At 65.5% G+C, this 25,767-nt stretch carries 23 protein-coding genes and 9 pseudogenes; 17 read left to right on the top strand and 15 right to left on the bottom strand.

Going from position 1 to position 25,767, the window contains the following annotated elements:
* The first annotated feature begins 12 nt into the window (after window positions 1-12).
* The 3 genes from RSP45_RS14760 to RSP45_RS14750 all read left to right on the top strand — a co-directional run bounded on the left by RSP45_RS14760 (window position 13) and on the right by RSP45_RS14750 (window position 3,997).
* Window positions 13-2,226 carry a thiamine pyrophosphate-dependent enzyme gene (locus RSP45_RS14760; RefSeq protein ID WP_415392499.1) on the top strand — a complete coding sequence of 738 codons (2,214 nt, stop codon included), beginning with the start codon at window positions 13-15 and terminating at the stop codon, window positions 2,224-2,226.
* Window positions 2,223-3,251 carry an ACP S-malonyltransferase gene (locus tag RSP45_RS14755; RefSeq protein WP_415392498.1) on the top strand — a complete coding sequence of 343 codons (1,029 nt, stop codon included), beginning with the start codon at window positions 2,223-2,225 and terminating at the stop codon, window positions 3,249-3,251. Before RSP45_RS14760 ends, RSP45_RS14755 begins: the two co-directional genes overlap by 4 nt.
* Window positions 3,252-3,556: 305 nt before the next feature.
* Complete coding sequence (locus tag RSP45_RS14750; RefSeq protein WP_415392497.1) at window positions 3,557-3,997, top strand: hypothetical protein; 441 nt, start codon at window positions 3,557-3,559, stop codon at window positions 3,995-3,997.
* A gap of 528 nt (window positions 3,998-4,525) precedes the next feature.
* Here RSP45_RS14750 and RSP45_RS14745 read toward each other — a convergent pair.
* Together RSP45_RS14745 and RSP45_RS14740 are read right to left on the bottom strand one after the other, a co-directional pair.
* Window positions 4,526-5,326 carry an ABC transporter permease gene (locus RSP45_RS14745; RefSeq protein ID WP_415392496.1) on the bottom strand — a complete coding sequence of 267 codons (801 nt, stop codon included), beginning with the start codon at window positions 5,324-5,326 and terminating at the stop codon, window positions 4,526-4,528.
* A complete protein-coding gene (locus tag RSP45_RS14740; RefSeq protein WP_415392495.1) occupies window positions 5,323-5,949 on the bottom strand; it encodes an ATP-binding cassette domain-containing protein in 627 nt (208 codons plus the stop codon). Before RSP45_RS14740 ends, RSP45_RS14745 begins: the two co-directional genes overlap by 4 nt.
* 94 nt (window positions 5,950-6,043) lie before the next feature.
* Between RSP45_RS14740 and RSP45_RS14735 the strand changes: the two genes are divergently transcribed.
* Entirely contained in the window at window positions 6,044-6,970 is a 927-nt protein-coding gene (locus RSP45_RS14735) for a MurR/RpiR family transcriptional regulator (RefSeq protein WP_415392494.1), read from the top strand.
* Window positions 6,971-7,121: 151 nt separating this feature from the next.
* On the opposite strand, the gene RSP45_RS14730 is transcribed toward RSP45_RS14735, so the two are convergent.
* The 7 genes and pseudogenes from RSP45_RS14730 to RSP45_RS14700 all read right to left on the bottom strand — a co-directional run.
* Entirely contained in the window at window positions 7,122-7,517 is a 396-nt protein-coding gene (locus tag RSP45_RS14730; protein ID WP_415394083.1) for a KUP/HAK/KT family potassium transporter, read from the bottom strand.
* A 147-nt stretch (window positions 7,518-7,664) separates the two neighbouring features.
* Window positions 7,665-9,070 (bottom strand): annotated as a pseudogene (locus RSP45_RS14725) (KUP/HAK/KT family potassium transporter); the annotation flags it as partial.
* 196 nt (window positions 9,071-9,266) lie between these two features.
* Window positions 9,267-9,615: pseudogene (locus RSP45_RS14720) on the bottom strand (head decoration protein).
* Window positions 9,616-9,651: 36 nt separating this feature from the next.
* A pseudogene (locus RSP45_RS14715) lies at window positions 9,652-10,957 on the bottom strand (S49 family peptidase).
* Window positions 10,957-11,343 (bottom strand): annotated as a pseudogene (locus tag RSP45_RS14710) (phage portal protein); the annotation flags it as partial. The pseudogenes RSP45_RS14710 and RSP45_RS14715, both read right to left, overlap by 1 nt.
* Window positions 11,304-11,675 (bottom strand): annotated as a pseudogene (locus RSP45_RS14705) (phage terminase large subunit family protein); the annotation flags it as partial. The pseudogenes RSP45_RS14710 and RSP45_RS14705, both read right to left, overlap by 40 nt.
* A pseudogene (locus RSP45_RS14700) lies at window positions 11,626-12,159 on the bottom strand (hypothetical protein); the annotation flags it as partial. The pseudogenes RSP45_RS14700 and RSP45_RS14705, both read right to left, overlap by 50 nt.
* A gap of 118 nt (window positions 12,160-12,277) precedes the next feature.
* Here RSP45_RS14700 and RSP45_RS14695 point away from each other — a divergent pair.
* Complete coding sequence (locus tag RSP45_RS14695) at window positions 12,278-12,511, top strand: hypothetical protein (RefSeq protein ID WP_415392493.1); 234 nt, start codon at window positions 12,278-12,280, stop codon at window positions 12,509-12,511.
* Complete coding sequence (locus RSP45_RS14690) at window positions 12,508-13,020, top strand: DUF3489 domain-containing protein (protein ID WP_415392492.1); 513 nt, start codon at window positions 12,508-12,510, stop codon at window positions 13,018-13,020. The genes RSP45_RS14695 and RSP45_RS14690 overlap by 4 nt, the downstream gene beginning before the upstream one ends.
* A gap of 381 nt (window positions 13,021-13,401) precedes the next feature.
* Here RSP45_RS14690 and RSP45_RS14685 read toward each other — a convergent pair whose 3' ends face one another.
* Window positions 13,402-14,301, bottom strand: a complete 900-nt coding sequence (locus tag RSP45_RS14685) for an FRG domain-containing protein (protein WP_415392491.1) — start codon at window positions 14,299-14,301, stop codon at window positions 13,402-13,404.
* 355 nt (window positions 14,302-14,656) lie between these two features.
* On the opposite strand from RSP45_RS14685, the gene RSP45_RS14680 reads away from it, so the two are divergent.
* The 3 genes from RSP45_RS14680 to RSP45_RS14670 all read left to right on the top strand — a co-directional run bounded on the left by RSP45_RS14680 (window position 14,657) and on the right by RSP45_RS14670 (window position 16,573).
* Window positions 14,657-15,616: a major capsid protein gene (locus tag RSP45_RS14680; RefSeq protein ID WP_415392490.1), complete on the top strand. Its 960-nt coding sequence runs from the start codon at window positions 14,657-14,659 to the stop codon at window positions 15,614-15,616.
* An 18-nt stretch (window positions 15,617-15,634) separates the two neighbouring features.
* Window positions 15,635-15,838 (top strand): hypothetical protein, encoded by a 204-nt coding sequence (locus RSP45_RS14675; protein WP_415392050.1) that lies wholly within the window; start codon window positions 15,635-15,637, stop codon window positions 15,836-15,838.
* A gap of 108 nt (window positions 15,839-15,946) precedes the next feature.
* Window positions 15,947-16,573 (top strand): DUF6441 family protein, encoded by a 627-nt coding sequence (locus tag RSP45_RS14670; protein WP_415392489.1) that lies wholly within the window; start codon window positions 15,947-15,949, stop codon window positions 16,571-16,573.
* Window positions 16,574-16,588: 15 nt separating this feature from the next.
* Here the strand turns inward: RSP45_RS14670 and RSP45_RS14665 are convergent, their stop codons facing one another.
* On the bottom strand, window positions 16,589-16,879 hold the full coding sequence (locus tag RSP45_RS14665) for a type II toxin-antitoxin system RelE/ParE family toxin (RefSeq protein ID WP_415392488.1): 291 nt from the start codon (window positions 16,877-16,879) through the stop codon (window positions 16,589-16,591).
* Window positions 16,867-17,127, bottom strand: coding sequence for a CopG family ribbon-helix-helix protein (locus RSP45_RS14660; protein WP_415392487.1), 261 nt, complete (start codon window positions 17,125-17,127; stop codon window positions 16,867-16,869). Before RSP45_RS14660 ends, RSP45_RS14665 begins: the two co-directional genes overlap by 13 nt.
* A gap of 113 nt (window positions 17,128-17,240) precedes the next feature.
* Here RSP45_RS14660 and RSP45_RS14655 point away from each other — a divergent pair.
* The 4 genes and pseudogenes from RSP45_RS14655 to RSP45_RS14640 all read left to right on the top strand — a co-directional run bounded on the left by RSP45_RS14655 (window position 17,241) and on the right by RSP45_RS14640 (window position 22,586).
* A pseudogene (locus RSP45_RS14655) lies at window positions 17,241-17,655 on the top strand (acyl-CoA transferase).
* A gap of 26 nt (window positions 17,656-17,681) precedes the next feature.
* A pseudogene (locus tag RSP45_RS14650) lies at window positions 17,682-17,921 on the top strand (phage tail tube protein); the annotation flags it as partial.
* A gap of 42 nt (window positions 17,922-17,963) precedes the next feature.
* Window positions 17,964-21,829 (top strand): annotated as a pseudogene (locus tag RSP45_RS14645) (baseplate multidomain protein megatron).
* A 13-nt stretch (window positions 21,830-21,842) separates the two neighbouring features.
* Window positions 21,843-22,586 (top strand): DUF2793 domain-containing protein, encoded by a 744-nt coding sequence (locus RSP45_RS14640; RefSeq protein WP_415392486.1) that lies wholly within the window; start codon window positions 21,843-21,845, stop codon window positions 22,584-22,586.
* Here RSP45_RS14640 and RSP45_RS14635 read toward each other — a convergent pair.
* Window positions 22,559-22,783, bottom strand: a complete 225-nt coding sequence (locus RSP45_RS14635; protein WP_415392485.1) for a hypothetical protein — start codon at window positions 22,781-22,783, stop codon at window positions 22,559-22,561. The two genes, RSP45_RS14640 and RSP45_RS14635, sit on opposite strands and share 28 nt — an antisense overlap.
* A 106-nt stretch (window positions 22,784-22,889) precedes the next feature.
* Between RSP45_RS14635 and RSP45_RS14630 the strand changes: the two genes are divergently transcribed.
* The 4 genes from RSP45_RS14630 (at window position 22,890) to RSP45_RS14615 (ending at window position 24,953) form a co-directional block, all read left to right on the top strand.
* Window positions 22,890-23,558: a YcbK family protein gene (locus RSP45_RS14630; RefSeq protein WP_415392484.1), complete on the top strand. Its 669-nt coding sequence runs from the start codon at window positions 22,890-22,892 to the stop codon at window positions 23,556-23,558.
* Window positions 23,555-23,806 (top strand): hypothetical protein, encoded by a 252-nt coding sequence (locus RSP45_RS14625; RefSeq protein WP_415392483.1) that lies wholly within the window; start codon window positions 23,555-23,557, stop codon window positions 23,804-23,806. Before RSP45_RS14630 ends, RSP45_RS14625 begins: the two co-directional genes overlap by 4 nt.
* Before the next feature lie 19 nt (window positions 23,807-23,825).
* The gene (locus RSP45_RS14620) at window positions 23,826-23,957 is read left to right on the top strand and encodes a hypothetical protein (protein WP_415392482.1); all 132 of its coding nucleotides are present in this window, start codon (window positions 23,826-23,828) and stop codon (window positions 23,955-23,957) included.
* Between the two features lie 435 nt (window positions 23,958-24,392).
* Window positions 24,393-24,953: a metallophosphoesterase gene (locus RSP45_RS14615; RefSeq protein ID WP_415392481.1), complete on the top strand. Its 561-nt coding sequence runs from the start codon at window positions 24,393-24,395 to the stop codon at window positions 24,951-24,953.
* A gap of 193 nt (window positions 24,954-25,146) precedes the next feature.
* Here RSP45_RS14615 and RSP45_RS14610 read toward each other — a convergent pair whose 3' ends face one another.
* Together RSP45_RS14610 and RSP45_RS14605 are read right to left on the bottom strand one after the other, a co-directional pair.
* On the bottom strand, window positions 25,147-25,548 hold the full coding sequence (locus RSP45_RS14610) for a hypothetical protein (RefSeq protein ID WP_415392480.1): 402 nt from the start codon (window positions 25,546-25,548) through the stop codon (window positions 25,147-25,149).
* Window positions 25,502-25,765: a hypothetical protein gene (locus tag RSP45_RS14605; RefSeq protein WP_415392479.1), complete on the bottom strand. Its 264-nt coding sequence runs from the start codon at window positions 25,763-25,765 to the stop codon at window positions 25,502-25,504. Before RSP45_RS14605 ends, RSP45_RS14610 begins: the two co-directional genes overlap by 47 nt.
* Window positions 25,766-25,767: the final 2 nt, after the last annotated feature.

The raw sequence follows: 25,767 nt of genomic DNA, 5'->3' as shown, positions 1-25,767 counted from the left end.
AAAGGAAACGGGATGGGCCGTTCGGTCATCGTGCATGAAAACTTCCTGCGGCGGGTCGCCGCCGGCGATCTGCCGGCGGGGCGCGCGCCTTCGGGACCGCTGCCCCCGGCTTTAGCGGTGTCGCTGTATCGGTCCGGCTGCCTGACGCGGCATCTCGACCGCACCAGCCGGGCAATGCAGGCGGCGGGCACGGGGTTCTATACCATCGGCTCGTCGGGGCATGAGGGGCTGGCGGCGGTGGCAGCGGCGCTGCGGCCGACCGACATGGCCTTCCTGCATTATCGCGACGCCGCATTTCAGATCCAGCGTGCCGAACAGGTGCCGGGCCAGACCATCGCCTGGGACATGCTGCTGTCCTTTGCCTCGTCCTCGGACGATCCGATCTCGGGCGGGCGGCACAAGGTGCTGGGATCAAGGGCGCTATTCATCCCGCCGCAGACGTCGACCATTGCCAGCCATCTGCCCAAGGCGGTGGGCGCGGCCTATGCCATCGGCGCGGCGAAACGCCACCGGCCGGAACATGCGATCCTGCCTGACGACGCCATCGTCTATTGCAGCTTCGGTGACGCCTCGGCCAACCATTCGACCGCACAGGGCGCCTTCAATGCCGCGCAATGGACTGCGTTCCAGTCGATCCCGATGCCGCTGCTGTTCTGCTGCGAGGACAACGGTATCGGCATCTCGACCAAGACCCCGCGGGGCTGGATCGCCGCCACCTTCGCGAACCGTGAGGGGCTGAAATATTTCGCCTGCGACGGGCGGGACATCTACGAAACCTATGCCACGGCGCTGGCCGCGGCCGATTATGTCCGCCGGCGCCGCAAGCCCGCCTTCCTGCATGTCCGCACCATCCGCCTGTACGGCCATGCCGGCGCCGACATGCCGACGACCTATCTGCCCAAGGCCGAGGTCGAGGCCGAAGAGGCGCAGGATCCGCTGCTGCATTCGGTGCGGCTGTTGTCGCAGGCGGGCGCGCTGACCCCACCCGCGGCGCTGGAAATCTATCGGGACACCGCCGACCGCGTGACGCGGGTGGCCGCCGCCGCCGTCAAGCGCCCGCGCCTGCGCGATGCGGCGGGGGTGATGGCCAGCATCGTCCCGCCCGCACGCGCCTGCCGCCCGACCAACGGCCCCACCACGGCGGCCCGCGCGGCCGCCTTTGGCGGCGACCTGAGGGCGATGGAGGAACCGCAGATCATGTCGCGCCTGATCAACTGGGCGCTGACCGACCTGATGCTGACCCACCCGGAGATCGTGATGATGGGCGAGGATGTCGGCCGCAAGGGCGGGGTCTATGGCGTGACCCAGAAGCTGATCCAGCGCTTTGGCCCCGACCGGATGATCGACACGCTGCTGGACGAACAGTCCATCCTGGGCCTTGCCATCGGCATGGCGCAGAACGGTTTCATGCCGATGCCGGAAATCCAGTTCCTCGCCTATCTGCACAATGCCGAGGACCAGATCCGGGGCGAGGCGGCGACGCTGTCCTTCTTTTCCAACGGCCAATACACCAACCCGATGGTGCTGCGCATCGCCGGGCTGGGTTACCAGAAGGGGTTCGGCGGGCATTTCCACAACGACAACTCGGTGGCGGTGCTGCGCGACATTCCCGGCGTGATCCTGGCAGTGCCGTCGGACGGCGCCGATGCGGCGCGGATGCTGCGCGAATGTGTGCGGCTGGCCCGCGAAGAGCAGCGCGTGGTGGTGTTTCTGGAACCCATCGCGCTTTACCCGATGCGCGACCTGCACGAGGACAAGGACGGGCTGTGGATGCGCCGCTATCCCGACCCGTCCGAGGTCATCGCGCTTGGCGAGGTCGGCGTGACCGGCACCGGCGAGGATCTGGCGATCGTGACCTTCGGCAACGGCGTCTATCTGGCGAACCGCGCCCTCTCGCGGATCGCGGCTGCCGGGATCAGGGCGCGGATCGTCGATCTGCGCTGGCTGTCGCCCCTGCCCAAGGAGGGGCTGACCCGCGCCGTCGCCGGCTGCCGCAATATCCTGATCGTGGACGAAACCCGACATTCCGGCGGCGTGTCCGAGGCGCTGATGGCGCATTTCCACGAAGCCTCGCAGGCGCAGCTGGCGCGCATCACCGCCGAGGACAGTTTCATCGCGACTGGCCCGGCCTATGCCGCAACCATGCCTTCGGCCGAGGGCATCGCCGAGGCGGCGATCTCGCTGGCGGGCAAGGTCGCCAAGAACCGGGCAAGAGGAAAAGCATGAAAACCGCAGTGGTGATCTGCCCCGGCCGGGGCACCTACAATACGGCCGAGCTGGGCTATCTGCGGCGGCATTTTCCCGACCCGCGCCTGCTTTCCGCCTTTGACGACGAGCGTGCGGCGCGGGGGCAGGAAACGCTGACCGCATTGGATAGCGCCCGGAAATTCGTCATGTCGCACCATACGAAAGGCGACAATGCCTCGGGGCTGATCTTCGCCGCCTCGCTGGGCGATTTCATGGCAATCAGCCGCGAGAAGGTCGAGGTCGTCGCCGTCACCGGCAACTCGATGGGCTGGTACAGCGCGCTCGCCTGCGCCGGTGCGACCACGCCCGAGGACGGGTTTCGCATCGCCAATACCATGGGCACGCTGATGCAGCAGGCGATGATCGGCGGCCAGTTGATCCACCCCTGGGTGGACGAGGACTGGCGCCCCGACCCCGCCCGCCGGGCCGAGCTGCTGGCGCTGATCGCCACCATCGCCGGCCGCCCCGATCACCGGCTGTTCCTGTCGATCGATCTGGGCGGAATGCTGGTCATCGCGGGCAATGCCGCCGGGCTGAAGGCATTCGAGGCCGCCGTGACGCCGGTTCAGGGCCGCTTCCCGATGCGGCTGGGTAATCACGCCGCCTTCCATACGCCGCTGCAAGAGCCGGTGGCCGAGCAGGGCCGCGCCGCCCTGCCCGTCTCGCTGTTTTGCCAGCCGGCGTTGCCGCTGATCGACGGGCGCGGCGCGATCTGGTGGCCCGGCGCCACCGACCCCGAGTCGCTGCGCGCCTATACGCTGGGCCATCAGGTCGTCGAGCCCTACGACTTCACCCACGCCGTCGCCGTGGCGGCGCGCGAATTCGCGCCCGACCTGTTCATCGTCACCGGCCCCGGCACGACACTTGGCGGCGCGGTGGCGCAAAGCCTGATCCTGGCAGATTGGGCGGACCTGCCCGACAAGGCGAGCTTCCAATCCCGCCAGAAGGCCGCCCCCCTGCTCATCTCGATGGGTATGCCGGATCAGCGCCCGCTGATCATGTGAGGAGGAGCTGTGCATGGCAACGGGGCAGCAGGGAACGGCGGGCCCTTGTGCAGTTCTGCGAAGAACTTAGCGGCCTCGGCTGATGCCGGGGATGACGCGGGTCGCCGCTCCCCCTCGAACCGGGCGCGCGATCATCGTTCTGGCGCCTCTGCAGTTTTCGCGCCCCTGAGCTTCCGTCTCGCAGTCCCATTGCCGGCCGGGTAGCATCCGGATTGTCGCGGCGGCGGCCTCCGGCTATCGGTTCCCCTACCGGCTTCCAGCAAGCGGCCGCCCCCGGTCAGCAATTACCCAGCGGACTGAAACGAATGAGGCTCACGGCGCTTTCCCTTGTCATTTCGGCACTGGCCCTGACGGCGTGCAGATCCGAGCCGGTGGACCTTGGCCTGATGTGCGGCGACGATGCCGAAGCGACGGTTCGCGAGGCCAGTGCCATCGTCTATGGGGCCGAGATCCCGGCCCCGCAGGTCCGGGACGCGCATCCTCTGGCCGAGGCCGATCTGCTGGGGCTCGACATCGGCGATGCCGATCGGCTGGGGCTTCTGGCCTCGGATGCGGGCGGCGGGCTGTATCATCGGCGCTGCTCGAATGAGCTGCTCTGTACCGCTGACGATGCGCGCAAGACGCTGGCCGCCTGTGCCGACAAGGCGGGCTGCAAGATCGTCGGGGCGGTCAGGCTTGGCAGCTTCCATCCGCTCTATCTGGCGGACACCGAGGGCGGGCATGTCTGTGCCCCGAGGTGGCAGTAAGACCCGGATATTCAGGTTTCCGCTGCGTGACAAATGATGACTGCACCGACGAGGCCAGCGTCCGCCGTGCAGTGAGCGGCGGAAATGTCAGGGCCCGGAGGGCTGCGCCGCGGGCTCGGGCGGGCCGCACCACGCCCGCAGGGACATGATCGCGGCACAACCTGCGAGCAATCTCGATCAAAACTGTCGAGCGCTGCTGTCGCATTGGTCCGCGCGGCAGAAGCGTTACACAGGCTGCAGCAAGACAGCCAGCCACCCAGACGGCAGCCAGCGTCCCGCCACCTACCCCGACGCGTCAGCCATCCAGCACTCTGGTGGCCAGGCAGTCATCTCCCCAGACCGCTCCGTGACTCGAACTTTGGACGGCTGGGCAGTGCCGGTGGTCGCCATCCCATGCCTTTCTCCGCTCCAGGCAGCCATACCCTTAGGCGTTCCGCAGCAACCGTGATGTGCAGCCAGTGCACCGGCACTCTGATCCCGCATCCGCCTGTCGACGGGCTGTCACGCTACGCAGCTGCCCTGGCGCGGTCAGCCCCTTTCTTCCAGCCGGTCGAGGCGCAGACGGTGCCGCTTGTCGGTGACCGACGCGAGGCAGAGCTGCGTCGCCAGGATCACGCCAAGCGCCCCCGCCCCGGCCAGAAGCAGCATCAGCAGGATCTGGTATCGGGCGGCATCCAGGGGATCCATGCCGCCCAGAATCTGCCCGGTCATGATGCCCGGCAGCGTGATGATGCCTGCGCCCGCCATCTGGTTGATGACCGGGATCAGGCCGTTATGGGCGGCCGACAGGCGGAGTTCGCGCAGGGCGAGATGGCTGTCGGCGCCCAGGGACAGCCGGGCCTCTGTCGCGCGCCGCTCGCGCTGGATGCTGCCAAGCATCGTGTTCAGCGCCAGGCTGGTGCTGTTCATCACCGTGCCCAGGATGATGCCGACCAGGGGGATCGTGTGCCGGGGGTCAAGCCAGGTTGCCTCGCGCAGCGCCGTCGCCAGCGCCATGCCGGTCACGAAGATCGTAGCAGTCACTACCGGCAGCCCGCCAAGGCCGAAACGAAGCCAGCCGCGCAGCTGGCGCTTCTGCCGGGACTGAACTTCCCAGGTTGCAGCCAGGATCATGACCGCAGCAAAGCCCAGCGTGACCAGAGGCGACGACAGCGCGAAGATGTAGCGCAGCAGCAGCCCGACCAGCACCAGCTGCGCGACCATCCGCAAGACCGCGATGGCCATCGCCCGGTGAAACCCCAGCGACAGCAGCAGCGAAAGCCCCGAGGCGATCAGCAGGCTGAGGGCCGCCAGCAGCAGGTCGAATGCGGAGAGGGTGATCGGCGTCACGAAACGACCTCGGCCAGCCCGCAGTCCGACAGCGCGTAGTGCCGATCTGCGATGCGGGCGACCTGCTCGGGATCATGCGATACCACCAGCAACCCCATACCATCCTGCTTCGCCCGGGCCAGAACCCTTTCCACCATCAGCGTCGCAGCAGGGTCGAGGGCAGAGGTCGGCTCATCCAGCAGAAGGAAATGCGGCTGCAGGATCAAGGCCCTGATGAGGGCCAGACGTTGCCGCTCGCCGCTGGAAACCTCGTCGGGCGCCGCGTCCATGAGCTTGTCGGGAAGGGCGAGATCGGGAAACAGCCGCCGCGCCGGTGCCTCGTCCGACATGTGCAGCGCAACGCGAGAGGCCCACCACCCGGAATCTGCCGGCACATAGACCACCAGCCGGCGCCAGTGGTTGGCGGGAACTTCCTCTCGCACCAGCTTACCGATCCGTGCGGTGCCGGATCCCGGGTCCAGGTCCGCGATCAGCCGCAGCAGCCGGCTCTTGCCGCTGCCTGAAGGTCCGGTCAGCACGACGCACTCTCCGGGCGCGACCGTCAGGCTGCAGCGCGGAAATCCCTCGCCCCTGGACAGGTTCTCGACGATCAGCGGGGCCGTCGGCGCGGCAGTTGCAGACACTGGGTTTCCTGGTCGGACAAGGGATGGCATCTGCCCATATGCTCCGGTATGGTAGCGAACGCTACATCCGCCGGGTGGGAGACGCAAGCCGACCATGACCAAGACGCGCAGGAGTGGCCCGGCGCCAGCACGGGATCTCTTCACACAGCGCCATGCGCGCTGCCGTGATCGCCTGTCGCCGGCCTTCAAGAGGGTCGCGGACTATATCGCAGCCAACCCGATCGAGACCCTGACCCTTTCGGCGCTCGATCTGGGGCGCGCGACCGGAACCTCGGACGCGACCGTCGTGCGCGCCGTCCAGGCGCTCGGGTTCGACGGGCTGCACGATCTGCGAAGCGAGCTTGCCTCCGCCTACAGGGAAAGAAGCGCCCCGGCCGACAATCTGGCCCGGACCTGGGCCGAGGTCGGCGAGGATACCGAGGCCGCGATGGACAGGGTGATCGCCTCGCTCAGCGATGCCCTGGCGGCGCTGCGCGATGGCCCGGTGCGCCGCGCCATGCCGGATGCGCTGAAGATCCTGCATGTCGCTGAAAGGATTGCTGTCTTCGGCGTCGGCCCCACCGCACATATCGCCGCATATTTCGCCGCCCGATTGCGTCGCAAGGGGCGGCGGCAGCTTGTCCTCGACCAGATGGGAACGGCCCTTGCCGACCAGCTGCTGGAACTGGAGCGTGGCGATGCGCTGGTGATGCTGGCCTATGGCAAACCCTACCCCGAGGCCGAGGCCGAGGCAACCATCTTCGAGGCCCGCCGCCTGCAGATCCCGGTCATTCTGCTGACAGACGCCCCGGACGAAAAACCGGCGCGATCCGCAACTGTGGTCCTGCCCGTCCCCCGGGGCCGCAGCGGGCAGGTGGCGCTGCACAGCGCCACCGTGGCCTGCCTCGAGATGCTGCTGCTGGGGCTGGCGACCACGGATCGGGAGACCGCCGCCACCGCCCTGGCGGAACTGGAGCGTCTGCGGGAAACGACCGGCCCCGCCCGACGCGCGGCGCGGACGGAATCCGATACGGAAGAATGAGCACGCAGGGAGCGGTTTTCGGACCTGTCCCATCTGCTGTGAACGCGGCGGGCCAAGCTCTGGTCGGAATAGCCACAAGCCAGCGCGATCTGCGCCGCCCGGCCGTCGTTTGCGGCAGGTCGGCTTCGGCCCCACCATAATCCAGCCCCTGTCAGATATTGATCTGTTGGCCCAATTCGACGACCCGGTTCGATGGCAGTCGATAAAAATTGGTGGGCTCGGAGGCCGAGCGGTACATTCCCGCATAAAGCCGCGAGGCCCAGAGGGGCATCAGCCGCGCCTTGCCCACCCGCAGCGTGCGGCGGTTGAGGAAATAGGACGTGGACATCACGTCGAATCTAAGCCCCTGCGCCTTGGCCCCCGCCAGCGCCTTGGGGACATTCGGCTGCTCCATATAGCCAAAGCGCAGCCAGACCCTCCAGAACCGGGGAGCGAGTTGTTCGACCCGGATGCGGCGGTCCTCGGGGACGCGGGGCGTGGTCGCGGCCTCGACCGTCACGACGAAGTTGCGCTCGTGCAGGACGCGATTGTGCTTGAGATTGTGCATCAGCGCCGGAGGGGCGATCGTCGAATCCGCGGTCAGGAATACCGCCGTGCCCGGCACCACGGTCGGCGGGCTGTCGGTCAATTGCTCGACCAGGAAATCCAGCGCCACGCTTTCCGCCGACAGCTTGCGCTGCAAAAGCAGCGTGCCCCGCATCCAGACCAGCATGAAGGTCACCACCACGGCCGCGAACATCAGCGGGACATAGCCGCCATCCACCACCTTCATCAGGTTGGCTAAAAAAACACCAGCTCGATGGCCAGGACCGGCAGCATGATCCCCAGCACGGCAAGCCAGTTCCATTTCCAAGCATAGCGGAACACGATGACCGCCAGGATCGAGGTGATCACCATGTCCCCGGTCACCGCGATGCCATAGGCGCTGGCAAGCCGCTCGGACGAGCCGAAGGCCAGGACCAGCGCGCAGACCCCGGTCATCAGGATCAGGTTGACGCGCGGCAGATAGACCTGCCCCTGCTGGGTGTCGGAGGTGTGCTGGATTTCCAGCCGCGGCAGCAGCCCAAGTTGCACCGCCTGCTGGGACACGGAAAACGCCCCCGAAATCACCGACTGGCTGGCGATCACCGTGGCCGCCGTCGCCAGCACCACCAGCGGCAGGGTGAACGCCGCGGGCGCCAGCAGAAAGAACGGATTGTCGGCATTTTCCGGGTGGGACAGCACCATCGCCCCCTGTCCCATATAGCTGAGCGTCAGGGCCGGAAACACGATGGCCAGCCAGGAAATGCGCACGGGCCCGCGCCCGAAATGGCCCATGTCGGCGTATAGCGCCTCGGCTCCGGTCACTGCGAGGAAGACGGAACCCATCACCGGCAGCACATCCAGGCCGTTCCGGGCAATGAAGCCGGTGGCATAAAGCGGATTCAGCGCCTGCAGGATGCGGGAATCGTCCAGCAGATGCATGGCCCCAAGAACACCGAGGGTCAGAAACCAGATCAGCATCACCGGGCCGAAAAACCGGGACACCGCCTCGGTTCCTGTCCGCTGCACCCAGAACAGCGCCACCACGATGATCAGCGTGACCGGCACCACCCAGTTGCCGAACCCGGGCAGGACAAGGGTCATGCCCTCGACCGCCGACAGCACCGACATCGCCGGGGTGATCATCGAGTCGCCGAAGAACAGCGACACCCCCACGATCCCCACAAGATACAGCCACCAGGCCCGGCGGTGCAGCGCCCCCTGGGCCTTGGCGACCAGCGACAGGGTGCCGCCCTCGCCGTTGTTGTCGGCACGCAGGATCAGGACGACATATTTCAGCGTGACGATCAGCACCACGGTCCAGAACAGCAGCGACACGATGCCGATCACCGCGGTTTCCGCCATGTGGTGTTCATGCGCATGCCGCAGCGATTCCCGAAGCGCATAGAGCGGCGAGGTCCCGATGTCGCCATACACCACCCCCAGGGTTGAAAGGATCAGCCCCGGGGTCGGGGAGGCCTGGATCTCGGCATGATCGCCTGACACGGCATCGGGATCGGGCCGATCAGCGGAGTCGGGCGTCCGGTCGCCGCCGCTGCTGGCAACAGGCTCGGTCATGATCTGTGCCCCCCTTTAGGGCAGGACGGCTGTTAACGCGCCCGCCACGCGCCGGCAGGATTGAGAATGCCGGTCTGGCGGAAAGGTTCCGTGTCACGTCCTTTGGACTTGCCATGCAGGTGAGGCGATCTTGCCGCTTCTTGACGGCTTTCGAAACCTGGCCGACCCCGAGAGGCGGGACGGCACGCAAAGGACGCTAAACCTGACCATCGCAGATTATTCGACAAAACCCTTCATCGACGCTGGCGTCGAAGACGAGGCCGGCGCGGGGAGACGATGGCCGGACCACGGGCGACGATGATGCCGCAGGCGTCGGCCAGCGTGGCGTCGACAGGATAGAGCAGTACCGCAGCTGCGGTCTCCGTGCCGTCCGAGCCGGTGGCGGCCGAGAGCATATACTTCCCGTTGGCGGTGATCTTTCCCGGCACCGCGCCGACCGGGTAGTCGGTGCCGGCGAGCAGGGTCACCACCTCGCGGCAATAGTTCGGGTTGAGCTCATATTTGAGGACATCGCCCATGCCGGGCGGTTGCGTCAGGACGGCCATGGTTCGGTCTCGGGTTGTGGGGATGGGGGGCGGCGATCAGCGCGCGGCGGCCGACTTCTTCGCCGCCGCCACGATGGGGCTTTCCTTCGCCCCGGTCGCCGGGGTGGTGGCGATGATGCCGGCGGCATCGCTGCGGGCGGCGAGGTCGGCAGGACCCTCGCCCGCAGGGCTTCGGGCTTAATGCCCCGCGTCAGGGCATCGGCGGCGTCGATGGCCACGCCGAGCCGGGCGGCCTGCGCGCAGACCTGCGCCACTTCCGCCGCCTCGGCACGGATGGCTTCGGGTGAGGGTGCCGCTTCCGCCTGTGGCGGTGCGGCCGCCGGGGTCGGGATCGGTTTCGGCGCCGGGTTCGCGGCAGGCTCCGGCGTCGGTTCGGCATGGTCTTCGGGAGTAGTGGTCATCAGAAAACCCTTTCCTCTTGGGCTGGATGTGCCGCGGGGTGCGGCGGCGAAGGCGCGGAAGGCGGTGACGGGATCGGCGACCTCATCGGCGAGACCGGCGAAGACCGCCGCCTCTCCGCGGAAGACGGCGGCTTCGGTGCCCAGCGCCTGCAGCGTGTCGAGGCGCTGGCCCCGGCCTTCAGCAACGGTTCTGGCGAAGAGCTGGCGCAGATCCTCGAGCTCGTCAGCGATCCGGGCGCGCACAGACTCGGGCAGCGGCTGGTAGGGGTTCGCATCAACCTTGCGCGCCCCGGCATGGATCAGGGTGACGGCAATGCCCTGTCTGTCGAGCGGCCCCGCTCATGTCGCTGTGCATGGCCACCACGCCGATGCTGCCCACCGCGCCGGTGCGGGGCAGGATGATGCGGTCGGCCTGGGAGGCCAGCGCATAGCCGGCAGACAAGGCGTGATCGGCAACGAAGGCCTGCACGGGTTTGACCTGACGCGCGGCGCGGATGCGGTCTGCCAGATCGAAGGCGCCGGCCACCTCGCCACCGAAGCTGTCGATGTCGAGGGCGATGCCGCGAATGGCGGGGTCGGCGAGCGCCGCCTGCAGCTGCGCCGCGATGTCCTCATAGGAGGTCAGCCCCGAGGATTGCCCGATCCAGGCGCCGCGATGCACCAGCGTGCCGGCGATCTCGATCACCACGATGCCGTCGACGACGGCGAGGGGCTGGCTGCCGCCCTGCGCCTGGCGGCGGGTGAGAGTGTCGCCGAACAGCGAAGACCGCGCGGGCAGGGTGACTGCGCCTTGATCCCCAGCTGCCAACTCCAGCCCTTGGAAGGTGATGTCCTTCCCGGTGATCCGGGGGCCGAGACCCATGACGAAGGCCAGCGCCTTGGCGGGATCGACTATCAGTGGCGTGTTGAAGAACGCGCTGGGCGATCTGGCTGTGGTGCATCATCCCTCCTCCGGAAGCCGGGGTTTCCGGTCCTTGTCCTCATCGTCCCGATTGTCATTGTCCTGTGCGTCGGCCTGCTGGTCCTCGGTGTCGCTGGTCCCAGAGCCGCTCCCCGCCGCCTGCGCCGGTGATCCCGGCCGCCGGAAGTCGAGCCCCAGTTCGGCCTCGCGTTTGCGTTCCGCGGCGATTTCCCGGTCGACCTGTTCGGCATGAAAGCCGCGTTCGGCGATGGCCTGGCTGCGAGATTTGAGCCCGGCCTCGATCTGCAGGATCTCCGCCGATGCATCCTTGGCGGGGTCGATCCAGTCCCATTTGGTCGGCAGCCAGTCGCAGGCGAGGGATGCGCGCCGATCCCGCCCATGGCCGGGCAGGTCGCGCCGACCTGCGCGGCTTTCATGAAGCTGATCCGCTGCGCCGGATGGCTGGGCGACAGCGCATCCATGATGCCGCGCAGATAGGGGGTGCGGGCGGTGCGATACCGCCCCGGATCGGCTGCGGCGCGCGAACTGAGCCGGCGATGCGCATCGGCCCATTCCGACACCGTCAGGTCCGGATCGGGGCGCATCCCATTGCGCCAGACCCGCAGGATGTCCTCGGCCCCGTCAAAGCCGAGGTCGAGATCGGCGGTCAGGTCGTCGCTGGTCAGGTGGTGGCCTGTCTCCCCGCCACCCGAGGGAAACCCGGAGATCGGCGAGGGCGTCGAGTTGCGCTCTGACATGGGTTTCCAGCACCCTCTGCAGGATCGCCGCCTCGATCGTCACCGGTTCGCCGGATTGCTGTTCCACCTCCGCCGCCACTTCGGCCGCCATCACGGCCGCCACCCGGGCCGGCCAGGTCACCCCAGACACCGCGCTCCTGCCGCGCGAGACGGAACACCAGCGTTTCCGCCCGGGCGCGGTCAACCAGCGCGCCCTTCTTCTTCTGGATCGCCAGCTGGCGTTCCTGCGCCTGATAGACCGTCAGCGCGGTGCGGGCTTTCGATAGGACGAACTGTCGGCGGGTCCGGAAAACCCGGAATCTCCGCCGGTGCTGCGGCGCTGCTGGTCGGGGTCGGTCATTTGCGCCCGGCGCACATCAGACGCGGCAGCATTGATCGAGCCGTCGCCATAAACCACCAGCCGCCCGTTCTTGCGCGCCTTCTGCACCCCGCCACGCGACAGGCCCGAATGGGCCGCATATTCCCGTTCGCTCATTCCCTCCATGGTGCCGTCAGATCCGACCAAGCCAATGATATTAATGACTATTCAGTTGATTACACTTCGCGGTAGAGCGATTCTGATGGTACGGAAAAGATGCAACTCATCGAAAGGACGCCCGCCCATGACCCGCGCCGAAAGAGCCGAACGCAACCGCGACGCCGCCGTTAGCGCCTTCATCACGAAGAAAGCCGAAATCGACGCCATGCTCGCGCGCCTCGCCGCCCTCAGCGCCGACCATTTCAACGCCAGCCCCGAGGAGGTGAACTGGGGCGATGTCGGCACGCTCGAGCATTACGCCAACCTGCTGCGCCAGATCACCGATGCCGCCTTCCACGAAAGCGAGTATACAGAATGACCGCCCTCACCAAAACCCAGCGCCTGATCCTCTCCCGTGCCACGACCCGCGCCGGGACTCTTGCCCTGCCGCTGCCCAACGGGCTGGCCGGCGCTGCTGCCAAGATGGCCGTCGGTCGGATGCTTTCCCATGGCTGGCTCAAGGAGGTCGAGGCCAACCTGCGCCGGGGTCAACCGCTCTGGCGCGAGACCGGCGATGGCCATGGCACCACGCTGATCGCCACCGAGGCCGGTCTCGAGGCCATCGGCATCGAGCCGGATGCGGCCAGCGCCCCCCGGATCGCCGACACCGTGAAATCCGTCGCCATCCGCGCCGGCACCAAGCAGGCGCAGATCATCGCCATGCTGCAGCGCCCCGAGGGCGCGGCCGTCGCCGAGATCGTCGAGGCGACCTCGTGGCTGGCGCATACGGTTCGTGGCTCGATCTCGGGCGCGTTGAAAAAGAAGCTGGGATTGCCCATCAATACGGAAAAGGTTGAGGGCAGGGGGACGGTTTGTCGGGCGAGGTGACGTTGCGGAGAGCCCTTAGCAGACAGTCGAAGTTAATTTTCTCTACGCACAGCATTCGCCTCGAATACCGTTAGATGTGCGCCCACAAATCGTCTGCGCTACTAGAAAAATCTTTGATCCTAAGCTAGCTTATACTTCTTGGCGATATCGCTCGCTGCCTTCTCGATCCCCGGATATATTGTGCTTGCCTTGATGTTGAGCTTGGCAAGCTGAGCAAGTATCCCTGCCTTGTTTCGAATTCTTATACGAGATACCTTGATGCTGCTATGCCCGGTTTCAGGGAGAATTGCGTCCTTGCTAAAGAGCAGAAACGCGCCGGACTGTGAAATCATCCGCTCATGTGTATGGCACGCTCGTACGAATAGGATTTTCTGCAGATCCTCAGGAATAATGCGGCCCTCGAAATAGGGGCTTCTCTCCCTTAATGAAATGAAGTAGCTTCTTGACAATTGGATCTTCGTTGAAGGTGACCCCGTCCAGACTCAGGTCCATCGCGTTCTTCTCTTCCTCCTTCATCAGGCAGAGGTTAGATATGCAACTTACGCGGTCAGAGTCCGAATGGAGCACCTCATTGCTGGGCGAGCGGAGAATGATTACCTCACCGTCTATTTTGTTCCCCTCGGCATCCGTCTTGGCCGAGGAGCAGGCGAAATAAAGCGCCACAAGTGGGTTGGAGCTGACGTCGAGAAGACGGGTCGGAAGCCCGAAATGCTGCATTCGCACCAACCTGTCAAGCATTGATCGATCATTAGCAAACTGCGCGTCCTGGACGCTCAGCAGTTCACGAACCATAATCTCTTCTTTTGGAAAGTGCTTGTAGCTTCCAGCCTTATTTCGACGGAGCAACGGGGGTACAAGCAGATAAGAAGAATCCGAATGCCCACGGTAAAATATCTCTTCGCCGGGGTTCTCCTCTAGCGCAAGTACGTTTGCCAAGAATGATTGCAGCGTATCCACAGCATCGACCGGCATTTGGGTTGGCACTGGCGGAGCCGAAATCGCCGAGATGCCATTTATGTTTGGTGGGTAGGGGAGAAATTTGGATAAAATAATGCTCAGGTCAGCCGCTTTGATTGCCCAGTGGGTGCGGTGCAATTCAAAAGCGTCCATCCTGTATGCCTTACGGAAGTCCTTCCGGTCCTCAACAGGCACCCGTCCGAAATCATGCGAAAGTTCAAAAGTGTAGTGGATCTCACCCGCGACTACAGATGACTGCAAAATCTTACCGAGGCGGATGCGAAAGACTTCGTTCTTGTCATCATCACGATAGATCTCACTCATGAAGATAGTGGGAAAGCTCGACTAGTAAGATAGAGTTTCGGCCGTAATTGGTTCAAAACTCGTCACGATCTAGGGATCCGTGTATCCAAGGAATACGCGACAGCGGAAAAGTATCGTTGCGCAACTCCCCGATCGGAACGCCCCAAACTGAATTAGTCCCTGCCATGATTAAACTGAACATGCTCGCCACACTCTGCTCCGGAAATGATTCAGCCGTTCACTGGTGTTACTGCGACTACGGGCCGCCATCCGCCACCACGGTGCTGCGTCTGCAGTCCTCTGTCCAGCGTGAACGGCAGAAAGGTCCGCAAGGCAGTCACTCGCCGAACTCCGCTTGAGCGTCAATTCGTGGCGATTGTGGCCTTCCGTCCCGTCGCCAGTTCCCACCGCCGCACCGCGACGTCGCAATAAGATCGGCCTGTTCCGTTTCGAAGGCGTCAGCCAGCGCTCGGTCATCATCGAGCAATATGAGGGCACCCTCAGCCTGCTGCCCTCGGTCCCGCTCGGCGGTCCTGCGACCATCGGCACGCGCGAAGGCCGGTCCATGCGGTCCTTCGCCCTGCCATGGATCCCGCATGACGATGTCATCCTACCGGCCGATATCCAGGGGGGTCCGGCGCTGGGGGTCTCGGACGCCGCCGATCCACTGGTCGGCGTGATGAGCCGCAAGCTGATACTGATGCGCCGCAAGCATGCCCAGACCCGCGAATATATGGAGATGAACGCGCTCCGAGGCATCGTGAAGGACGGCGCCGGCACCACGCTTTACAACTACTTCACCGAATTCGGCCTGACCCAGATCTCGGTGGATTTCCTGCTCGGCACCGCCGGCACCAATGTTCAGGGAAAGGTGCGCGAAGTGCTGCGCGCCATCGAGGACAACCTTCTGGGTGAGGCGCTGGTCAGCCGCGAGTTCTTCGACAAGCTGATCAGCCGTGCCAAGGTGGAAGAAGCCTACAAGTTCTACGCTGCCACCGGCGCCCAGCCGCTGCGCGAGGACATGCGCCGCAACTTCCCCTTCGCCGGCATCCTGTTCGAGGAATATGCCGGTGCGGTGACGCTCTCCACCGGCGCGGCGGAACGGCTGGTCCCCGCCAACGAAGGCATCGCCTTCCCCTTGGGCACCATGGACACCTTCACCACCTATGGCGGCCCGGCGAACCTGCTGGAGGCGGCGAACACCATCGGCCTGCCACTTTATGCCCGCCAGCATCTCGACGAGAAGGGCCGCTGGATCGACCTGATGACCGAAGCCTCGATCCTGCCGGTCAACAAGCGCCCCCGGCTCGCCGTCCGCCTGCATACGTCGAACTGACGCCACGCGGAAATCGTCATGTCCGTCTTCGTCGCCGCCATGGACCGTATCTTCGCGCATGCCGCTATGGCGGTCCCCGTGCTCTGGATCTCGGCCACCAGTTCGGAGGAACGGAGGGTCCGCATCATCCGCCGCGCCCCGGATCGCATCACCGATTTCGGTGCCGGGCGCTTCGTCAGCGACACCATGGTGGTGGGATGTGCGCGTCGCCGACCTGCCTGATCCCCGTCCGGGCGATCTGATCGTCATCGGCACGGGCAGCCATGTCATCCAGGGAGAGCCAATCCGCGACCGGGAACGGCTGATCTGGACCTTGGACCTGCGACCGGCATGAAGCTGAAGCTCGAGATCACCGATATCGCCAGGCTAATGCAGGCGGAGATCGCTGCCGGGGAAAAGGCTGTATCCGTCGCGATCAAAGATGCCGGCACCGGCTTGAAATCCGCCTGGCGCGCGCAGATCACCGGCGCAAGCCTCGGGCAGCGACTTGCGCGCACCATCCGCTCCGAGACCTATCCGAAAGCGAGGCCCAGCTTGAACGCCGCCGCGCTGGTCTGGTCGAAGGCCCCGGTGATCATCTCCGCGCATGACACCGGCCCGCTGATCCGGTCCCGGGGCGGGCTGTGGCTGGTGATCCCGACCGAAGCGGCCGGCAAGGGCCGGGGCGGCAAGCGCCCAACCCCGCGGGAATGGGAAGCCAGGACCGGGCTGACACTGCGCTTCATCCCACGCCGCAACGGCCCCAGCCTGCTGGTTGCCGAGGGGCGGCTGAACACCAAGGGCCGGGCGGTGGCATCACGGTCGAAAACCGGGCGCGGGCTGACCAGCGTGCCGATCTTTCTCATGATCAGACAGGTACGCCTGCGCAAGCGGCTCGATCTGGCGAGGGACGCCGAGCGGGCAGTGAATGGTCTGCCGGGGCGGATCGTGGCGGGGTGGGTGGATGGAAAGGCCTGACCGTCCTTTACCTCGTCAATAACCCGCCTCGCGCTGATGGCGCACGGCCAATACCACCGCCGTTTCGCCATCAAACCGGTAGAGAGAAACGTAACCGCTGTCGCCGAAGGGGATAAGCCATTCGCGGAATTCAGGCTCCATGTCCTCGACCGGCCGGCCAGCGCCCGGTTGATCGCGCAGGATGTTCATGCCCTCGCGGATGGATTTGGCCGCACGGCGGGCGGCATCAGGGTTCTTGTCGGCAAGGAAGCGGTAAAGCCGCTCAACATCCCGCAGGGCTGCGGGCGACCAGATCAGTTGTGGCATTCAGGAGCTGCCGCCTCTTCGCCGGCTTCCAGCCTCGCAAGCCAGGCATCGGCCTCATCATGAGTGACGTGCTTGCCGGTCGCCTGATACTCTTCCCACGCATGAAGCCCCGCCTGACGAAACGCCTCACGCTTCTCTTCACGCTCGACAAACTGCGATACGGCCTCGCGCAGCATCCAGTGGGTGGAGCGGTCCTTCGCATCCGCCAGCCGCTTGAGGCGGTCGCGGGTATCCTGATCGAGCTTCACGGCAACGGGACGGACGGCATTCATCGGGGCGGCTCCGAGTGAGTATTCACAGGTATTACCTTTAGCATATCCGTGATGCCCGCAGAAGTCACAATCAAGCCAAGGCCCGCAAAATGCCCACCACCCGTGAAACTGTCCTCGCCGCGCTGCATACGCGGCTGCAGCCACTTGCCGCCACTGTCCTGCGTGACGAAGCGCTGCCCGAGCGAATCCCGCCTTCGGGGCTGATCATCCTGCGCGATGGCGAGCCGGGCGAGCCGGAGATGACGTTGTCGCCGCTGCGCTACCATTACCAGCACCGGGCCGAGTTGGAGGTGATCGTTCAGGCCGGAACCGGCCGGGCCAGCACCTTTGACGCACTGATCGCCGCCATTGGCGCGGCGCTGGCGGCTGACCAGACACTGGGTGGGCTCTGCGACTAGGTCGAGCCGGAGGCCCCGGCCACGGTCGATCTGCCCGTCGAGGGCGCTGAAGGCGGCGGTGATCACCGTCGTGTTACACTACGCCACCACCGGCCCCCTGGCCTGACTCCCCACATTAACAAGAGGTTCCCCATGGCACGCGCACAAAGCGCGCGATCGCAACTCGCGGCTGCGTTCGAGACTGTCTATGGCACGGCCCCGGCCGGCGGCTTCACCCGCATGCCCTTCGCGGCATCCACGCTCAGCGCCGAACAGCCCCTGCTCAGTTCGGAACTGCTGGGCTATGGCCGCGATCCGCTGGCTCCAATCAAGGATGCGATCACCGCGGATGGCGATCTGACCATCCCCATCGACGCCGAAGCGTTCCTGTTTCCGCGCCCGGCACCTGCCCCGCGCAAGAAGAAGTCCTGATCCATGGCAACAATCGTTCTCGGCGCAGTCGGCACCGCCATCGGCGGCGGCTTCGGTGGTGCTGTCCTCGGGCTTTCCGGCGCGGCCATCGGCGGCATGATCGGGTCCGGCATCGGCTCGATGGTGGATAGCTGGATCGTTTCGTCGCTGCTGCCCGGCCAGCGCATCGAGGGCGCGCGCATGGACAGCCTGCGCCTGACCTCGGCTACCGAGGGTGTGGTGATCCCGCGCCTCTATGGCCGCATGCGGATCGGCGGCAACATCATCTGGGCGACCGATTTCCGCGAAGAAACCAACACCCACCGGCAGGGCGGCGGCAAGGGCGGCGGCCCGAAAGTCACCACCACCGAATATCTCTATTACGCCAGCTTTGCGGTCGCGCTGTGCGAGGGGCCGATCACCGGCATCGGGCGCATCTGGGCGGATGGTGAAGTGGTGGACCTCAGCGATGCCACCTGGCGCTGGTATTCGGGCAGCGAGACGCAGGCTGCGGATCCGTTCATTGCGGCGAAGATGGGCGCGGCCAATACACCCGCCTATCGTGGCACCGCCTATGTCGTGTTCGAGGAACTGGCGCTGACGCGCTTCGGCAACCGCCTGCCGCAGTTCACCTTCGAGGTGTTCCGCCCGCTTGATGATGCAGACACCGCCGAGGGTCTCGTGCCCGCCGTCACCATCATCCCGGCCTCGGGCGAATTCGCCTATGCGACCGAAATCGTGCGCAAGGGCGGCGATGGCGAAAGCGATGCGGAAAACGTCAACGCCATGGCGCAGACCGCCGACATGGCTGCTTCCCTCGACCGGCTGGAAGCGATGGTGCCCTCGGTCGAGAGCGCCTCGCTGGTAGTCTCGTGGTTCGGTGATGATCTGCGCGCAGGGAACTGCACGATCCGGCCCAAGGTCGAGATGGCCGAGAAAGTCACGACGCCCGCATGGATCGTCAACGGCGTGAACCGCGCCAATGCGCTGGTGGTCAGCCAGGACGATCAGGGGCGGCCGGTCTATGGCGGCACCCCCGCCGACTGGTCGGTGATACAGGCGATCCGCGACATGAAGGCACGCGGGCTGCGCGTCACCTTTTATCCGTTCCTGATGATGGACGTGCCGGCCGGCAACATGCTGCCCGATCCGTGGTCGGACAATGCGGCGAGCATCGGCCAGCCGGTGCTGCCGTGGCGAGGCCGGATCACCTGCTCGCCCGCGGCCGGTTTCGCCGGGACGGTGGACAAGACCGGCACCGCCGCCGCGCAGGTCAGCGCCTTTTTCGGCAATGCACAGCCATCGGATTTCACAGTCAGCGGCACAACGGTCACCTGGACCGGGCCAGCGGGCGATTGGGGTTTCCGGCGCATGATCCTGCATTACGCCCACCTCTGCGCGGCGGCGGGTGGCGTGGACGCCTTCCTGATCGGCTCCGAGATGCGCGAACTGACGCAGATCAGGTCCGGGGCCTCCGTCTATCCAGCCGTGACCCAGCTTCGGAACCTCGCCGCCGCCGTGCGGTCGGTCCTCGGGCCAGGCACAAAAGATCAGCTATGCCGCCGACTGGTCGGAGTATTTCGGGCATCACCCTCAGGATGGCAGCGGCGACGTGTTCTTCCACCTTGATCCGCTCTGGGCGGATGCGAATGTGGATTTCGTCGGCATCGACAATTACATGCCGCTCAGCGACTGGCGCGACGGCTGGGATCATGCGGACGCGCAGCAATGACCCTCGATCTATGACCGAGCCTATCTGCAATCGAACATCGCGGGCGGCGAAGGATTCGACTGGTTCTATGCCAGCGAGGGCGACCGGATCAGCCAGACCCGCACCCCGATCGAGGACGGCGCGGCCGGCAAGCCCTGGGTGCCGCGCGTGGTGGGCAAGCCCGCACCATAACCGCCCCGGCGGCAGCGAGGCCGGATCGCCGACCGCATGGGTGCCGCAGTCAAAGCCAATCTGGTTCACCGAACTTGGCTGCCCTGCGGTTGATCGAGGCCCGAACCAGCCCAACGTGTTCTATGACCCGAAATCATCCGAGTCGTTCTTCCCGTATTTCTCGCGTGGCTGGCGTGACGACGCGATCCAGCGGGCCTATCTGGAAGCCACCTATCTGTTCTGGCCCGATCCAGCCAATAACCCGGAATCCACCGGATATGCCGGGCACATGGTCAATGTCGACGAATGCGCCGCCTGGACATGGGATGCGCGGCCCTATCCGTTTTTCCCCGAACTGTCGCACCTCTGGGCCGATGGCGAAAACTGGCGGCTGGGGCATTGGCTGACCGGGCGGCTGGGCGCGGTGTCGCTGGCGGCGCTGGTGCGGCACCTCTGCCGGCGGGTCGGGCTACAGGATGCGTGGATTGATGTGTCGGGCCTCACCGGCGCGGTGGATGGCTATGTGATCTCGGCGCTGGAATCGCCCCGCACCTCGATCACCATGCTGGCCCGGCATTTCGGTTTCGATGCGGTCGAGAGCGAAGGGCAGCGCGCCGGCCGTCACCATCGCGCCCGACGACATGGTTTCGGCCGGCGCGGGCGATGTGATGGACCTGACGCGCGGGCAGGAAACCGAACTGCCGCAGGCGCTAAAATGGCAGGTCGCCCGCGCCGACGAGGATTATGACGGGATCACGGTCGAATCCCGCCGCATCACCGTCGATGCCAGCCGGGTCTCATCGGACAGTTTCCCGATGGCGGTACCACCCGAGGAAGCGGATCGGCGCTGCCGCCGGGCGCTGATGGAGGCATGGGTGGGGCGCGAGACCGGATCCTTCCGGCTGCCGCCCTCCATGCTGGCGCTGGACCCCGCCGATGTGATCCTGCTCGATCATGACGGCCGGCTGGCGGAAATGCGCATCCTGACCGGACCGCGCCGCCTATGATCTGCCGCCGGGCAGCCCGCGCGCGGCGCATCTGGCCCGACCGGTGGTATTCGGTGCGCCGCTCGCCCTGATCATGGACCTGCCGCAACTGCGCGAGGATCCGCGCCGCACCACCCGCTGGTCGGGCCTATGCCCGACCGTGGCCCGGCCTGATGGCCGCCTATCGCAGCCCCGAGGATTCGGGGTTTGAATTGCTGACCACCTTCAGCAGCCGGGCGGGCATCGGGGCGCTGGTTGCGGATCTCTATGCCGGGCCGACCTCGCGCTTCGATCATGGCAACTCGGTCTATCTGGAACTGCTGACCGGGACGCTGGAAAGCGTGACCGACCTGCGCCTGTTCGGCGGCGAGAACGCGCTTGCCATCGAGCAGCCGGGCGGGGCCTGGGAGATCCTGCAATTCGGCGCAGCGGAACTGCTGGCCCCCGGCCGCTACCGCCTGTCGCGGCTGCTGCGCGGCCAGCGGGGCACCGAGGCCGACATGGCCCCCATGGTTCCAGCCGGGGCGCGGGTGGTGGTGCTGGATGCCACGCTGGCCCCGCTGCCGGTCAATGAGGCTGATCTGGGCCTGCCGTGGAACTGGCGCATCGGCCCGGCGGTGCGGCCGGTCAGTGACGACAGCTATACCGCCCTGCCCTTCACCCCGCGCGGGGTCGGGCTGCGGCCGTTCTCGGCGGTCCATATCGAACAGCCATGGCGCAGATCGCGCGGCCCCGGTGATCTGACGATCCGCTGGGTGCGCCGCGACAGGTCGCTTGCGGCCGACAATTGGAACGCGGTCGAGGTGCCCATGAGCGAGGCGTGGCAGGTCGATATCCTCGACGGTGCAACCGTCAAGAGAACCTTGACGGTTGGCACCACCAGCGTGGTTTACACCACCGCGCAGCAGGTCACCGATTGGGGCGCGCCGCTCGGCCCTGGCGCATCGCTCAATATCCGCATTGCCCAAATCGGGCAGGCGTTCGGCGCGGGCGCGGCCCCCGTCACCACCCTCTGGTTCTGATCAGGAGTCACGCATGACCGAGACAACGGCGCACCTCGCGCTGCCCTTCATCATGGCCGCACAGGCGCAGAAGCATGTCACCCATAACGAGGCGCTGCGCCTGCTCGACGGCATCGTGCAGCTTGCGGTTCTAGACCGCGACTTGACAACGCCACCCGCCAGCCCCGCCGAGGGCGATCGCTATATCCCGGCCACCGGCGCAACCGGCGCATGGGCCGGATGGGACGGCAGCGTGGCCTATTGGATCGACGGGGCGTGGATGCGGATCCTGCCCGCCCCCGGCTGGCTGGCGTGGATCGAAGCCGAGGCGCAGCTGGTGGTCTGGACCGGCGGCAGCTGGTTGCCGGTGATCGATGCCATGGGCTTCATCGCGCAAGCCGCCGCCGTGGCCGTGGCGCGGGAAGCAAACGGTGCCAGCACCGGCATGGCGGTGCGGGAGGAAACCCTGACCGGGCTTTCCGGGGCTTCGGTCGACAGCAACATCGCGATCCCGAACCGCGCCATCGTGCTAGGGGTCTCCACACGCACCATCACCGCGGTGATGGGCGCCAGTTCCTATGATTGCGGCATCGCCGGCGAGGTCTCGAAGTTCGGCGGCTCGCTCGGCGTGGCTGTCGGCAGCAGCAATATCGGCGTCATCGGTCCGACCGCCTTCTATGCCGACACGCCGGTGCGGCTCACGGCCAATGGTGGCGGTTTCACCGGCGGATCGGTGCGCATCGCCATCCATTACCTGACCTGCGGGGCACCCGCCTGATGGACACGATCCGCGAATGGTGGGCCGCGATCATGGCGGCGACCGGGCTGGGCGTCTGGCTGATCCGGCTCGAGGGGGCCAGCAAGACGGCGCTGCGCGAAGTCGAACGGCTGGAAAAACAGCTCGATACCGACCGCAAGGCCATCTTCGAGGCCCGCCGTGAACAGAACGAGATGCTGCGCGAGATGCGCCGACATCAAGCGCCTGCTGGAACGCAGCGGACCCGCACGAGACTGACCGAGGCCCAACCCGATCACCCCCCCCACCCCGCCATCGCGCGGGTTTTTTCATTTGGAGATCCCGATGACTTCCTATCAGCATTGGCGCAATGTTCCGGCGAAGGAATGGCACTGGCCGAACTTCTCGCCGGCCGAAATCGCCTGTCGCGGCACCGGCAAGCTGCGCGTAAACGCGGATGCCCTCGACCGGCTGCAGGAGCTGCGCGTGACCTTGGGCAAACCCCTGATCGTGAACTCGGCCTATCGCAGCCCCGAACACAACAAGCGCTTCGGCGGGGCCAAGGCATCGAAACACCTCGACGGCACCGCCTTCGACATCTCGATGGCGAACCACGATCCCGTCGCATTCATCGCGGCGGCGCGGCGGGTCGGGTTCATGGGCATCGGCACCTATCCCCGCTCCAACTTCGTCCATATCGATACCGGCCCGACGCGGAACTGGGGCGAGCCCTTCCCGCCGCGGGCCAGTTCCTTCGCCACAGATATCCCGCTCGCCCGCGAGTACTTGGCCGAGAGTCGCACCTTCAAGGCCAGCGGTGCTGCCGGTGTCGGCACCCTCGGCGCGGCGGGCGTCGAGGTCGCCCAGCAGGCGCTGGCCGAGGCACAGGGCGCAATCCAGCTGTTGAGCCCGTATCTCGACAGCCTGCGCTGGCTGTTTGTCGCCCTCGCGCTTGGCGGGATCGCGGTAACGATCTACGCCCGGCTGGACGACTGGAAACGGGGGCAGCGATGATCGCCGTTCTCTGGACTGCCCTTGGCGCGGCAGGGCGGCGGGTGCTGCCCTGGCTCACCCTCGCCGCCGCGATCCTCCTCTTCATCCTCGGCGCGCGCCGCAGCGGCGAAAGAGCCGGGCGCGCGGCCGAGCGACTGGAAAACCTCGAAAGGACGAACGATGCGCACCGCCGGATGCTGGAAGCCGGGGCGGATCGCCCTCGGGATCGTGATGATCTTCTTGACCGGCTGCGCGAGGGTCGCTTCTGACCACGCCGCCTGCCCGCCCGTGGTCGCATATCCCGCCGCGTTCCAGCACCGCGCGGCGGCAGAGGTCGAGGCACTGCCGACCGGATCGGCGCTCGAGACCATGCTGGCCGATTATCACGTCATGCGGCGGCAGGCACGAGCGTGCAGGTGAAGGCCGGGCCGGGCATCGGCTGGCGGGAAGCACTGAGCGCCTCGACCGCAGCGGCACGCCCGGCCCGGTTCACCGGTTTCACGGTTTCAAAAGCGGCAGGGAATCACTGCGCGGGGATGATCGCATGAGATGCCCGATCTGTCGCGCGCGGAAATGGGCACAGTTGTGCACCGAAGCGGAGGACGCATGGCATGGCGGAGCTCGGCAATGCCGGTGTGCGGTAGCGCAAAAGGTCCTGTCGGGATCCCAATCGGCTATCCCACACTTTGTGCCCCATCGCGTATCTTGCGTTGGGCATTTAGCTGCCAGCAGCTCTCCCTCATGCCGTCCGGACACGCGGCATAGCCGCTTCGCCGTTCGGGTTGTTGCGTCTGACCTTGGCATGCCGATGCCACAGGGGCATGGTTGCGGCGTTCCCTGCCCCAAGGATGACGCATGGCCCATTTCTTCACTGCCGACAGCCACTTCGCGGATGATTCGGTGAGGCGCTTTTTCCACCGCCCTTTCACCTCGGTTGAGGCAATGGATGCTGCGATGATTGCCCGCGCCGGGGTTGTCGAGGCCGATGACGATCTGTGGATCATCGGCGATTTCGCCGCCTGCGAGACCGAGGCCGGGCGCAGGACCGCGCAAGCGGCATTCGCCGCGCTGCCGGGGCGGAAGCATCTGGTGCGCGGCAACCACGATCTCGACTGGCTGGTGCAGACGCTGCCATGGGCCTCGGTTCATGATCTGGTCGAGATCGGCATCGGAGAGCGCCGCTTCGTCTTGTGCCACTATCCGCTGCTCACATGGAATGGCGCCCGGTCCGGCGCGGTCCAGCTTTTCGGTCATGTCCACAGTCGCTGGCGCGGTGCCGAGGGTCAGGTCAATGTCGGCGTCGATCAGTGGGATTTCACCCCCGTCAGCCCCGATCAGGCGGAACTGGAGGTCATGTTGCTGCCGCCCTCGCGCTTGCATGAGATGGCGGAGGGAGTCGGGGCAGCCGTTGAATGATCGGAGTTTGCCGACGGCCGTGATGGGAATGGGTGGCAGCCCAAATGTTCAGCTGCCATCCGTGCTCAAGTTCCGCGCACTAGCCCCTGACGAATACCGTGGAGCATATACCTCTCGCTAGCGATCACCCAACCCTCCATTTATCGGAAAGCAGGAGAGCGCGCAGGTAAACCAGACTTGGACGCGAGTACAGCTATGCGGCTGCATGCTCAACCGCATCCTTAATACGATCAAGAATTTCGCGTGAACTGACAATGCGATCAAGCGCGTCCCCCAAGGGCGCAACTGCGCGTGACAGATCATCGTCTGCGAAACCCCTTGCGATTAGGTCACGATCAAGATCAATCAACAGCTTTAAAGAAAACTTCTCGACATCGAAATAAAACCCAGCATCAAGAAGTTTCTGCAAATCATCCTCGATGGCACTCGCTAATTTCTTCAGGTTCTTCTTCCCGGAAACTGTATTCGTCGCAATGGAAAGATGAACTTTCCTTCCTCCGACACCGGAAAAATGCGCCAGCCAAGTTTGCGATTCGAGCTCATCAAATTCAAGATAGCAATAAAGGTGATATTCCCCCCCCAACAGGCTCGCCATCCGCCCGCCACTCAAGTGGGGCCAGCCAAGGTTCATCGCCGAACTCCGAGCCAAATTCACTTTCCCAACGCAGCTCATCATTTTTCTTTCTCAGCACATCACACGCCGCCTCAAAAAGTGCCGCATCCATCTTGGTTGATGCAAAATTAACTGCGCTCTCAAGCTGCTCGATATTCCTGGCGATCACTTCCGCCGCTTTGCTTTCAGCTTCGTCCACGA

It is taken from the genome of Paracoccus sp. SJTW-4 (assembly GCF_047716885.1).
GTDB lineage: Bacteria > Pseudomonadota > Alphaproteobacteria > Rhodobacterales > Rhodobacteraceae > Paracoccus > Paracoccus solventivorans.
Note: the sequence above shows the minus strand (reverse complement) of the source record. Positions and strands in the feature narration are given on the sequence as shown.